We start from the raw sequence: 12,357 nt of genomic DNA, 5'->3' as shown, positions 1-12,357 counted from the left end.
CCTGATGGACCTGTTTGCAGAATATGGCCATGCTGTCGCATCGGTTGTCATATTTTCCCTGATAATCTTGGTGCTGGCACCTTTTTCAGCCTTGGCCAAGCAATCCAAGGGTTTGGCACCCGGTGCAGCCCCAGCGCAGGACTATTCCGATAGTGCGTATCGTTTGAACCGGGCTTATCTGAATGGGACTGAGACACTGCCCGCGTATGTTGCGGTCACGGTCGCGGCCATTCTGATGGGAGTCAGCCCGTTCTGGGTGAACCTGCTGGCCTCGATCGCGCTGGTCGCGCGCGTGGCGATGTTGGTGGTCCATATTCGGGGCATCGGCAAACCAAATACTGGCTTGCGCTCGGTCACTTATGTGATCGCGTGGGCTTGCATGGTGGCGATGGGTGTAATGGCGTTGGTGGCTGCGTTCTGATGGTAAACTCGGGGAATATTCAGATGAAGGCCCAACATCTCCTTCCGGGGCGGTTCACGATGCTGGGTGCGTTGGCCGCCATATCTTTTGTCGCGGCTTGCAGCGGGGTCGGGATTTCGTCTTCCAGCGATCGGGTTTTTTTCGACGGCCACTACTTTCGGGCTAAGGCAAAGCCCGTTGACAAGAAGGTAACCCCGACAGAATTCACCGTGGTGGTGAACGACGTATCGGCATCGCTGGACGGCGCGCGCGAAGCAGGACGGTTCGAAGGAACAAAATTCTGCATCTATAATTTCGGAACGTCCCAAATTCTTTGGAAGGTTGGCCCGGATACCGATCCGCAGGCGCTCAGCATTGTTGACGACAAGCTGACCTTTACAGGGGCATGCCAACGACCATGAGGCGTGCTTGCGCATATCACGCCATGACGCGGGGGATGTTATTGCATAGCACCTCGGCGGCAGGCCGTCTTGGGTTTCCTAAGACGAAAGGACTGGTCATGTCTGGTGTGAAACTGCTTGCAATATTGTCTGTGCTGGCCCTGCCAATGGTAGCAGAAGCGAAACCGCCGCTGCGCGACGTAAAAGAGATTGACGACGAGCTTTACTATATCGCTATTGCGAACGAGATCTCAGAATACTGCCCCTCAATCAGTGGTCGACGCCTGAAGGCGATTGGCGTGATGTGGGGGCTGAAGTCCACGGCGAATAACCTCGGCTACTCGGACGATGAAATCCGGGCATATGTAGAATCCGACGCCGAAAAGGACAGAATGCGCGCCAAGGGCGAGGCATATTTGGCCCAGAATGGCGTGAGTTACGAAGATCAGAACTCTTTCTGCGCGTTGGGGCGGAAGGAAATCGAAAGAAACAGCGCCGTTGGCGTGTATTTGAGGGCGAACTAGATCATGTCTGACCTCCGCAAAGTTAATATCGACGGGCAAGAAATCGAAGTCGATGGTGCGATGACCCTGATTCAGGCTTGCGAACAGGCCGGGATCGAAGTGCCGCGCTTTTGCTATCACGAGCGTCTTTCCATTGCCGGAAACTGCCGTATGTGCCTTGTTGAAGTTGTGGGCGGACCGCCGAAACCTGCAGCATCCTGCGCGATGCAGGTACGCGACTTGCGCCCGGGACCGGAAGGTCAGCCGCCAGTGGTCAAAACCAATTCACCTATGGTCAAGAAGGCCCGCGAAGGGGTGATGGAGTTCCTGCTGATCAACCATCCGCTGGATTGCCCGATTTGTGACCAGGGCGGCGAATGCGACCTGCAGGATCAGGCGATGGCTTATGGTTTGTCCGGATCGCGATTCAAAGAGGCGAAGCGCGCGGTAGACGATCTGGATCTGGGGCCGTTGGTGGGCACCGCGATGACCCGCTGCATCAGTTGCACCCGCTGCGTGCGCTTTACGACCGAGGTGGCCGGGATCACCCAGATGGGACAGACAGGGCGCGGTGAGGATGCTGAGATCACCTCGTATCTGAACCAGACGCTGGAGTCGAACCTGCAAGGCAATATCATCGACCTTTGCCCGGTTGGGGCGCTGACATCCAAGCCCTACGCGTTCACTGCACGTCCGTGGGAACTGACCAAAACCGAGAGCATCGACGTGATGGACGCTTTGGGTTCAAACATTCGCGTTGATACCAAGGGACGCGAAGTCATGCGCTTTCTGCCGCGTAACCATGATGGCGTGAACGAGGAATGGATCAGCGACAAGACGCGGTTTGTGTGGGACGGCCTGCGTCGTCAGCGCTTAGACAAGCCTTATGTGCGAGAAAACGGCAAACTGCGTCCGGCCTCGTGGCCTGAAGCGTTGACTAAAGCCGCGGAGGCGCTGAAAGGGGCCGAAAAACCTGCAGGACTTGTAGGTGATTTGGTACCGGTCGAGGCCGCGTTTGCCTTGAAACAGATGATCGAAGGGCTGGGTGGAATTGTCGAGTGTCGAACCGACGGTGCCCGGCTGCCGGCTGGAAACCGGGGGGCTTACGCCGGGACTGCTGCGATCGAAGATATCGACACGGCCGAGCGGATATTGTTGATCGGCACCAACCCACGAGACGAAGCTCCGGTACTAAACGCCCGTATCCGAAAGGCGTGGGCCCATGGGGCAGAGGTTGCTGTGGTCGGGCCGGCGGTTGATCTGACGTATGAGTATCAGCACATGGGTGATGACCGCGCGGCCTTGCAAAAAGTTGTCGACATGGGCGGTGATGATGAGATCAAGGGCAAAGCCTCGTTGGTAATTATTGGTCAAGGCGCCCTGAAAGAAGCGGACGGAGCCGCTGTTCTGGCTGCGGCTCAAACCATTGCCGCCAATACCGACAGTGGCCTGATCGTGTTGCACACAGCAGCGTCTCGAGTTGGCGCGATGGATGTCGACGCAACAAACGAAGGCGGCATTGAAGCCATCAGCGCGGCAGATGTGATCTATAACCTCGGCGCCGATGAGATCGAGATCGGGGAAGGCGCATTTGTCATCTATCAGGGCAGCCACGGTGATCGCGGTGCGCATCGCGCTGATGTGATCCTTCCGGGCGCGGCCTATACCGAGGAAAACGGCCTGTTCGTGAACACAGAGGGACGTCCGCAACTGGCCGTGCGTGCTGGTTTCGCACCGGGTGAGGCCAAAGAGAATTGGGCGATCTTGCGTGCTCTTTCGGCAGAGCTGGGTGCAAAACTACCCTATGACTCGCTGGCGCAGCTTCGCACTGCGTTGATCGAAGCGGTGCCGCATTTGGCGCGAATTGACGAGGTCATCGAAAACAAGGTGGAACAGCTGGAAGCGGGTCCGCTGGGCAAGGCGACCTTCCGAAATGCGTTAGGTGACTTTTACCTGACCAACCCGATTGCTCGGGCCTCGCAATTGATGGCTGAACTGTCGGCACAGGCACAGGCCCGCAAATCCGAGAAGATCGCGGCGGAATGATCCAGTCTTGTTTCATATCCTTGAAGCGGGCCTGCGATACGCTGGGCCAAGAAATGCGTGTGAAACGCAATAAAAAGGGTGGCGCTGGGGCGGCGGATGCTGTTTACACCATCGCGCCGACACAGCCGCAATTTGCGCAGGCACATGGCCTAAGCATCGTTTGCGGAAAACGGAATACCCACGGTGTGAGGACCAATGGCTGATTTCTTTAACACCCCAGGCGGAATAGCCTTTATCATTCTGGCACAAGTGCTTGCTGTTGTTGCATTTGTGATGATTTCGCTATTGTTCCTCGTGTATGGCGACCGCAAGATTTGGGCAGCGGTCCAGATGCGGCGCGGTCCAAACGTGGTTGGCGTTTACGGCTTGCTGCAAACAGTCGCGGATGCGTTGAAATACGTGGTCAAAGAGGTCGTTATCCCGGCCGGTGCCGACCGTACCGTCTTCATGCTTGCACCACTGACAAGCTTTGTGCTGGCGATGATCGCGTGGGCCGTGATCCCGTTTAACGATACCTGGGTTCTGTCAGATATCAACGTTGCCATTTTGTATGTATTCGCCGTTTCCTCGCTTGAGGTTTATGGCGTGATTATGGGCGGTTGGGCGTCGAACTCAAAGTATCCGTTCCTGGGTTCTCTGCGCTCTGCGGCACAGATGATTTCATACGAAGTCTCGATCGGCCTGATTATCATCGGTGTCATCATTTCCACTGGCTCAATGAACTTTGGCGACATCGTGCGCGCTCAAGACGGGTCGTTTGGGTTCTTCAGCTGGTATTGGCTGCCACATTTCCCGATGGTCTTCCTGTTCTTTATTTCTGCACTGGCTGAAACCAACCGTCCACCCTTCGACCTGCCCGAGGCGGAATCGGAATTGGTCGCCGGGTATCAGGTCGAATACTCTGCCACGCCCTTCCTGCTGTTCATGGCAGGTGAATATATCGCCATCTTCCTGATGTGTGCTCTTACCACGCTGCTGTTCTTTGGCGGCTGGCTGTCGCCCATTCCGGGTCTGCCGGATGGCGCGCTGTGGATGGTTGCGAAGATGGCGTTCTTCTTCTTCCTGTTCGCAATGGTCAAGGCGATCACGCCGCGCTACCGCTATGACCAGCTGATGCGGTTGGGCTGGAAAGTCTTCCTGCCGTTCTCGCTGGTCTGGGTGGTCTTTGTGGCCTTTGCGGCAAGATTTGACTGGTTCTGGGGCGCATTCGCCCGCTGGAGCGTAGGAGGCTGATTATGACTCAAATCGACTATACCCGCGCCGCGAAATATTTCCTGCTGCAGGACTTCTGGGTCGGCATGAAGCTGGGGTTGAAGTACTTCTTTGCCCCAAAGGCGACCGTAAACTACCCGCATGAGAAGGGGCCATTGTCGCCGCGTTTTCGTGGTGAACACGCCTTGCGTCGTTACCCGAATGGCGAGGAACGCTGTATCGCGTGCAAGCTGTGCGAGGCGATTTGCCCCGCGCAGGCGATCACCATTGACGCGGAACCGCGCGAAGACGGCAGCCGCCGCACCACGCGCTACGACATCGACATGACAAAGTGCATCTATTGCGGTTTCTGCCAAGAGGCCTGCCCGGTCGATGCCATCGTCGAAGGCCCGAATTTTGAATTCGCGACCGAGACCCGCGAAGAGCTGTTTTACGACAAGGAAAAATTGCTCGATAACGGCGAGCGTTGGGAAGCCGAAATAGCCCGGAATCTGGAAATGGACGCGCCTTACCGATGAGTGACAGCCCGACAAATCCGTTCGAGCTGATGATGAAGCAAGCTCAGGACATGGCCAAAGCGATGAACCCGGCGATGGAGAATTTCTCGCCCAAGGGGTTCGAGGCGCTGTGGCCGACCATGCCCAAAGAGGTCATGGAGATGATGTTTGGCAACGCCGTCAACAAGGATGGGTTGGATGCGAAAACCCGCCTGCTTCTGACGCTGGCGGGGCTGACCTGTCAGGGCGCGCAGGCCGATACCGCCGTGCGCCAGACTGTCCGCCACGCGCTTGAGGCCGGGGCCAGAAAACAAGAGATCGTGGAAACGATCGGTCAGATGTCGGTCTTTGCCGGCATCCCGGCCATGACCCGCGCGCTGGACCTGGCGCAGGAGGTCATGGGAGACAACGAGGATGAGGATCAATGACCGTCTTTGCCTTCTACCTTTTTGCCATCGGCGCCATCACCGGAGGGCTGTTCACGGTGATTAGCCGCCAACCGGTGCATTCGGTTCTGTGGCTGATCCTGTCCTTCCTGTCCTCGGCGGGGCTGTTCGTGCTGCTCGGGGCTGAATTCGTGGCCATGCTGCTGATCATCGTCTACGTGGGCGCGGTCGCGGTGCTGTTCCTGTTTGTGGTGATGATGCTGGACGTGGACTTTGCCGAATTGAAGGCCGAGATGGCGCGCTATATGCCGCTGGCCCTGCTGATTGGTCTGGTTATCCTGATGCAGTTCGTCATGGCCTTTGGTGCCTGGGACAGCGCACAGGGTGCTGCAGCTAATCTGGCGCAACCAGTCCCGGCAGACCGTCACAACACCGAGGCGCTTGGCGTCATTCTTTATGATCAATACTTCCTTCTGTTCCAACTTGCGGGCCTGATCCTGCTGGTGGCCATGATCGGCGCCATCGTTCTGACGCTGCGCCACCGTCAGGACATCAAGCGTCAGGACATCGTCGGCCAGATGATGCGCGACCCGGCTAAGGCGATGGAGTTGAAGGACGTGAAACCGGGGCAGGGACTTTGAGACGATGATCGGACTTGAACACTATCTTACGGTCGCGGCGACGTTGTTCGTCATCGGCATCTTCGGTCTCTTCCTGAACCGCAAGAACGTCATCATCCTGCTGATGAGCATCGAGTTGATGCTTTTGGCGGTGAATATCAACCTTGTGGCGTTTTCCAGTTTCCTCGGTGATCTGGTCGGGCAGGTGTTCACGTTGTTCGTCCTGACCGTTGCAGCGGCCGAGGCGGCGATCGGGCTGGCCATTCTGGTTTGCTTCTTCCGCAACCGTGGCTCGATCGCGGTTGAAGACGCCAATATGATGAAGGGGTAAGAGACAATGGAAACGACCATCCTCTTTGCCCCGCTGGTGGGCGCGCTGATATGCGGGTTCGGCTGGAAATTCATTGGCGAGAAAGCCGCGATGTGGACTGCCACCGGCCTGTTGTTCCTGGCCTGTTTGCTGTCATGGATCGTGTTCTTCACCTTCGACGGCGTCACCCAACAGATCGAAATCATGCGCTGGATCGAGAGCGGCTCGCTTTCGACAAGCTGGGCCATTCGTCTGGATCGACTGACTGCGATCATGCTGATCGTGGTAACAACTGTTTCGGCGCTCGTGCACCTCTATTCCTTCGGTTACATGGACCACGATCCGCAATGGCGTGAGGGCGAAAGCTATAAGCCGCGCTTCTTCGCTTACCTATCCTTCTTCACCTTTGCGATGTTGATGCTGGTGACCGCCGACAATCTGGTGCAGATGTTCTTTGGCTGGGAAGGCGTGGGTGTCGCTTCGTATTTGCTGATCGGCTTCTACTATCGCAAGCCGAGCGCAAATGCCGCTGCAATGAAAGCGTTCATCGTCAACCGGGTGGGTGACTTTGGTTTTGCCTTGGGTATTTTCGCGCTGTTTTTCCTGACGGACAGCATCAATTTCTCAGACATATTCGCCTCGGCACCGCAGTTGGCGGAAACGCAGCTGACCTTCTTGTGGTCTGAATGGAACGCCATCGAAGTAATCTGCGTCCTGCTGTTCATCGGTGCGATGGGTAAATCTGCACAGCTGATCCTGCACACGTGGTTGCCGGATGCGATGGAGGGCCCAACGCCTGTGTCTGCGCTGATCCATGCTGCGACCATGGTAACGGCGGGTGTGTTCCTTGTGTGCCGGATGTCACCGCTGATGGAGTTTGCGCCGGGTGCGACAGGGTTCGTCACCGTACTGGGCGCAACCACAGCCTTCTTTGCCGCGACCGTTGGGTTGGTGCAAACCGACATCAAGCGTGTCATCGCGTATTCGACCTGTTCGCAGCTTGGCTACATGTTCGTGGCCGCCGGGGTCGGGATGTACTCCGCCGCGATGTTCCATCTGTTCACGCACGCCTTCTTCAAAGCGTTGCTGTTCCTCGGTGCGGGCTCGGTTATTCACGCCATGCACCACGAACAGGAAATGACCGAGTATGGTGGGCTGCGAAAAAAGATCCCGTACACCTTCTGGGCGATGATGATCGGTACGCTGGCGATTACGGGTGTAGGAATTCCGCTAACGACGATCGGTTTCGCGGGGTTCTTGTCAAAGGACGCCATCATCGAAAGCGCCTATGCGGGCGGGTCGGCCTATGGCTTCTGGTTGCTGGTCGTCGCGGCAGCGTTCACATCCTTCTACAGCTGGCGTTTGATTTTCCTGACTTTCTATGGCGAACCTCGCGGCGACAAGCATACGCATGAGCACGCGCATGAAAGCCCGATGACCATGCTTGTGCCACTGGGTGTGCTGTCCCTTGGGGCGGTATTCGCCGGAATGATCTGGTATGGCAATTTCTTTGGCCATGCTGACAAGGTGGGCAAGTTCTACGGCATTCCGGTGGCAGAGGCGTCAGAGCATGCTGAGGCTGGCGATCACGCGGAGTCGGGCACGCATGGCGATGAAGCTCGCGCGGATGAAGCTCATGGCGATGCCCATGCAGATGAGGGCCATGGTGAGAAAGACGCGCATGGCGATCACCACTACGCGTTTGTCGGCGAACCGGGTGAAGGCGCGCTTTACATGGCACCAGACAACCATGTTCTGGACGATGCGCACGCGGCTCCGAAATGGGTCAAGGTCTCGCCGTTTGTGGCGATGGTCCTCGGCTTTGCCATGGCTTACTGGTTCTACATCGTCAATCCGTCACTGCCGGGCCGTTTGGCGCAGAACCAGCGTCCTTTGTACCTGTTCCTGCTGAACAAGTGGTACTTCGACGAAATCTACAATGCGATCTTCGTCAAACCAACCGTGGCGATTGGCCGGTTCCTTTGGAAACGCGGTGATGGCAATACCATCGACGGTTTCCTGAACGGTGTCGCAATGGGTGTTGTTCCGTTCTTCACCCGCCTCGCAGGTAAGGCGCAGACGGGTTACATCTTTACTTACGCCTTCTGGATGGTTCTGGGCATCGCAGCCCTTGTCACCTGGATGTCGATTGGCGGAGGCGCACAATAATGGATAATATCCTCTCCATCGTCACCTTCATCCCCGCTGTGGCGGCCGGCATTCTGGCCCTGTTCCTGCACGGTGATGACGCGGCCGCGCAGCGCAACGCGAAGTGGGTGGCTCTTGTGGCGACCACAGTAACCTTCCTTGTTTCAATCGGGATCTACACCAGTTTCGACCCCTCAAACACCGGCTTTCAGATGGTGGAAGAAGGCGAGTGGTTGCTGGGCTTGAAATACAAGATGGGCGTGGACGGCATCAGCGTGCTGTTCGTTTTGCTGACGACCTTCATCATGCCGCTGACCATTTTGGCCAGTTGGAACGTGACCGACCGCGTCAAGGAATACATGATCGCCTTCCTGCTGCTGGAAACGCTGATGCTGGGCGTGTTCATGGCGCTGGATCTGGTGCTGTTCTACCTGTTCTTTGAGGCAGGGCTGATCCCGATGTTCTTGATCATCGGCATCTGGGGCGGCAAAGAACGCATCTATGCGAGCTTCAAGTTCTTTCTGTACACCTTCTTGGGTTCGGTGCTGATGCTTGTGGCGATGGTGGCAATGTATGCTGATGCGGGCACCACGGATATTGAGGCGCTGATGAACCATCAGTTCTCGTCTGAGGGGTTCAGCGTTCTTGGCATCTACATCGTCGGTGGAATGCAGACGCTGATGTTCCTGGCCTTCTTCGCCTCGTTTGCAGTGAAAATGCCAATGTGGCCGGTACACACCTGGCTGCCGGACGCCCACGTTCAGGCGCCGACCGCCGGTTCTGTTGTTCTGGCGGCAATCCTGCTGAAGATGGGCGGCTATGGCTTCCTGCGGTTCAGCCTGCCTATGTTTCCCGTGGGCTCTGCCGTGATGACTGATCTGGTGCTGTGGATGTCGGCGATTGCGGTTGTCTACACCTCACTGGTTGCGCTGGTGCAGGAGGATATGAAAAAGCTGATCGCATATTCCTCGGTCGCACATATGGGCTTTGTCACCATGGGCATTTTTGCGGCAAACCAGCAGGGCATTGACGGTGCGATCTTCCAGATGCTGAGCCACGGGTTCATTTCAGCGGCACTCTTCCTGTGTGTGGGCGTAATCTATGACCGGATGCACACGCGCGATATTGAGGCTTATGGCGGACTGGTCATTCGGATGCCTGCCTATGCGCTGGTCTTCATGCTGTTCACAATGGCCAATGTCGGCCTGCCGGGCACATCTGGGTTCATCGGAGAATTCCTGACCCTGATGGGCACGTTCCAGGTGAACACTTGGGTGACGGCCGTCGCCGCGTCAGGTGTCATTTTCTCGGCTGCCTATGCGCTGTGGCTCTACCGACGGGTCGTGTTTGGCGACTTGATCAAGGAAAGCCTCAAGGCGATGACAGACATGAGCTCGCGCGAGCGGCTGATCTTTGCGCCGCTGATCGTGATGACGATCCTTCTGGGCGTTTACCCGTCGTTGGTGACCGATGTGATCGGCAACTCGACCGCCACCCTTATTTCAAACTATGACACGGCTCTGGCCGCGGCAGAGGCCGCGACCCAGACGGCCGCCTCGCAGTAGGGAGCTTTGGAGAAATGATCCAAGCTGATCTGACAATAATCCTTCCAGAGGTCATTCTGGCCGTATACGCGATGGCTGCTCTGATCGGGGCTGTTTACACGACCAAGGACGCACTGGCGCCGGTTTTGGTCTGGACAACGGCCGGGGCGATGGCGCTCTTGTCGTTCTGGATTGCGACAAATGGCGACGGCACAAATGTGGCGTTCAACGGCATGTTCGTGGATGACGGGTTCTCGCGTTTTGCGAAGGTTGCGATCCTGCTGTCGGCGGCTGCGGTCTTGGTGATGAGCCAAGACTATATGGCGCGTCGCGATATGCTGCGGTTCGAATACCCGCTGCTGGTGGCTTTGGCCGCCGTGGGTATGATGATGATGGTCAGCGCGGGCGATTTAATGTCGCTCTATATGGGGCTAGAGCTTCAGTCACTGTCCCTCTACGTCGTGGCCGCTTTGCGCAGGGATAGCTTGAAATCGACCGAGGCTGGATTGAAGTACTTCGTGCTTGGGGCTCTCAGCTCGGGTCTTCTGTTGTATGGCGCGTCGCTGGTTTACGGTTTTACCGGAACCACTCTGTTCTCGGGCATCATCCAGACTGTGCAGCACGGCGAGATCTCGGTCGGTCTGTTGTTCGGCCTGGTGTTCCTGATGTCTGGACTGGCCTTCAAAGTTTCGGCTGTTCCGTTCCATATGTGGACGCCAGACGTCTACCAAGGCTCGCCCACGCCGATCACTGCCTTTTTTGCCACCGCGCCCAAGGTCGCCGCCATGGCGCTGTTTGCGCGCTTGTTGCATGACGCCTTTGGTGGAGTGATCGCGGATTGGCAGCAGATCATCGTGCTGCTTTCGGTACTATCGATGCTGTTGGGAGCCGTTGCTGCCATCGGTCAGCGGGATATCAAAAGACTGATGGCTTTCTCGTCCATCGCTCACATGGGGTATGCTCTGATTGGTCTGGCCGCAGGGACAGAGCTGGGCGTCAAGGCGATGCTGATGTATCTGGCGATTTATGTAACCATGAACATCGGTACTTTTGCCTTCATCCTGATGATGGAACGGGATGGCAAACCCGTCACGGATATCGACGCATTACGGCAATACGCCAAACGTGATCCGGGCAAAGCCTTAGCAGTGCTGATCCTGATGTTCAGCCTGGCCGGCGTGCCGCCGATGCTGGGCTTCTTCGCCAAGTTTGGCGTTTGGCAAGCGGGTGTCAGCGCGGGGTTGACCGGTTTGGTGATCGTTTCGGCAATCGCGTCGGTGATTGGTGCGTTCTACTATCTGCGTATCGTCTTTTACATGTACTTCGGTGCCGAAAACGAAGATCCAATTGAAACGCGCGCGACTCCGGTTCTTTGGGTGGCATTGATGGGATCGGCTGCACTGATGCTGGTTGGTGTTTTTTACCAATTCGGTATCGAAGGCGCAGCAGCAGCTGCGGCGGCAACGCTTGTCAACTGACCTGTTGGACTTCCAATCGCAGGGGGCTCGGTCGATCGACCGGGCCTTTTTGCCATGACAGACTGGCCACAGGGATACGGCCTGCATATCGTGCAAGAAGTCGACAGCACCTTAAACGAGGCCGCGCGGCTTGCGCCAACGACGTCCGGCCCGGTGTGGATCATGGCACGTCACCAAACCGCTGCGCGCGGACGGCGCGGTCGGGCCTGGGTCAATCCCAAAGGAAACCTGGCCGCCACGTTGTTGATGCGGCCGCAGGGTAATCCGGGGCAGGCAGCTTTGCGCAGCTTCGTTGCGGCACTTGCGGTGTTTGATGCCTGTATCGCAGTTACAGGACGCGCTGCGGGGCTGTCTTTGAAATGGCCGAATGACGTGTTGCTGAACGGCGGCAAACTTGCAGGTATCCTGCTGGAAAGCACTGGGCAGGGCGGTGCGGTATCGCATTTGGCAATCGGAATTGGAGTAAACCTGTCCGAAGCGCCGACGACCAATGTCGTCGAACAGAATGCGGTGCGCCCGGTATCGCTGCTGTCTGAGACAGGTGCGGCAGTTTCGCCCGAGGATTTTCTAACCGAATTAGCGGTGGCCTACGCGCGATATGAAACGCAGTTTGCGACCCTTGGGTTCGAGCCGATCCGAACAGCCTGGCTGTCCCGGGCTGCAAGGATCGGAGAGGTGATTACCGCCCGCACGTCCACATCCAACACGGTTGGAACATTTGAAACCGTGGACTCCGACGGCAACCTTGTCTTAAAGACCGCCAAAGGCCGCGTCAGCATTCCTGCGGCGGACGTGTTTTTCTGAAGGAGGCA

General features: G+C 57.1%; 13 protein-coding genes. All 13 read left to right on the top strand.

The genetic code is table 11. The annotated features are described in order from the left end of the window. Positions 1–4: 4 nt before the first annotated feature. The 13 genes from AVO44_RS08780 (at position 5) to AVO44_RS08715 (ending at position 12,349) form a co-directional block, all read left to right on the top strand. Positions 5–421: an MAPEG family protein gene (locus AVO44_RS08780; protein WP_068335543.1), complete on the top strand. Its 417-nt coding sequence runs from the start codon at positions 5–7 to the stop codon at positions 419–421. Positions 422–444: 23 nt separating this feature from the next. Further along, positions 445–822, top strand: a complete 378-nt coding sequence (locus AVO44_RS08775; RefSeq protein ID WP_233421960.1) for a hypothetical protein — start codon at positions 445–447, stop codon at positions 820–822. Between the two features lie 98 nt (positions 823–920). Further along, positions 921–1,325, top strand: coding sequence for a DUF5333 domain-containing protein (locus tag AVO44_RS08770; RefSeq protein WP_068336335.1), 405 nt, complete (start codon positions 921–923; stop codon positions 1,323–1,325). 3 nt (positions 1,326–1,328) lie between these two features. Next, positions 1,329–3,350, top strand: coding sequence for an NADH-quinone oxidoreductase subunit NuoG (gene nuoG, locus AVO44_RS08765; RefSeq protein WP_068335541.1), 2,022 nt, complete (start codon positions 1,329–1,331; stop codon positions 3,348–3,350). Positions 3,351–3,545: 195 nt separating this feature from the next. Further along, on the top strand, positions 3,546–4,583 hold the full coding sequence (nuoH, locus tag AVO44_RS08755; protein WP_068335537.1) for an NADH-quinone oxidoreductase subunit NuoH: 1,038 nt from the start codon (positions 3,546–3,548) through the stop codon (positions 4,581–4,583). Positions 4,584–4,585: 2 nt separating this feature from the next. After that, positions 4,586–5,080 (top strand): NADH-quinone oxidoreductase subunit NuoI, encoded by a 495-nt coding sequence (gene nuoI, locus AVO44_RS08750; RefSeq protein ID WP_039524264.1) that lies wholly within the window; start codon positions 4,586–4,588, stop codon positions 5,078–5,080. Beyond that, positions 5,077–5,487 (top strand): carboxymuconolactone decarboxylase family protein, encoded by a 411-nt coding sequence (locus tag AVO44_RS08745; protein WP_068335534.1) that lies wholly within the window; start codon positions 5,077–5,079, stop codon positions 5,485–5,487. The genes nuoI and AVO44_RS08745 overlap by 4 nt, the downstream gene beginning before the upstream one ends. Continuing rightward, positions 5,484–6,086, top strand: a complete 603-nt coding sequence (locus AVO44_RS08740) for an NADH-quinone oxidoreductase subunit J (RefSeq protein ID WP_068335531.1) — start codon at positions 5,484–5,486, stop codon at positions 6,084–6,086. The genes AVO44_RS08745 and AVO44_RS08740 overlap by 4 nt, the downstream gene beginning before the upstream one ends. A 4-nt stretch (positions 6,087–6,090) precedes the next feature. Further along, complete coding sequence (gene nuoK, locus AVO44_RS08735; RefSeq protein WP_068335527.1) at positions 6,091–6,396, top strand: NADH-quinone oxidoreductase subunit NuoK; 306 nt, start codon at positions 6,091–6,093, stop codon at positions 6,394–6,396. A gap of 6 nt (positions 6,397–6,402) precedes the next feature. Further along, entirely contained in the window at positions 6,403–8,544 is a 2,142-nt protein-coding gene (gene nuoL, locus AVO44_RS08730) for an NADH-quinone oxidoreductase subunit L (RefSeq protein WP_068335525.1), read from the top strand. Next, positions 8,544–10,088, top strand: coding sequence for an NADH-quinone oxidoreductase subunit M (locus AVO44_RS08725; RefSeq protein ID WP_068335522.1), 1,545 nt, complete (start codon positions 8,544–8,546; stop codon positions 10,086–10,088). The genes nuoL and AVO44_RS08725 overlap by 1 nt, the downstream gene beginning before the upstream one ends. Before the next feature lie 14 nt (positions 10,089–10,102). Further along, positions 10,103–11,545, top strand: a complete 1,443-nt coding sequence (gene nuoN / locus AVO44_RS08720) for an NADH-quinone oxidoreductase subunit NuoN (protein WP_068335516.1) — start codon at positions 10,103–10,105, stop codon at positions 11,543–11,545. A gap of 54 nt (positions 11,546–11,599) precedes the next feature. After that, a complete protein-coding gene (locus AVO44_RS08715) occupies positions 11,600–12,349 on the top strand; it encodes a biotin--[acetyl-CoA-carboxylase] ligase (RefSeq protein ID WP_068335514.1) in 750 nt (249 codons plus the stop codon). Positions 12,350–12,357 lie beyond the last annotated feature (8 nt).

The organism is Ruegeria profundi, from assembly GCF_001507545.1.
Classification (GTDB): domain Bacteria; phylum Pseudomonadota; class Alphaproteobacteria; order Rhodobacterales; family Rhodobacteraceae; genus Ruegeria; species Ruegeria profundi.
The sequence above is the reverse complement of the archived record's forward strand: the minus strand, read 5'-3'. Positions and strand labels throughout refer to the sequence as shown.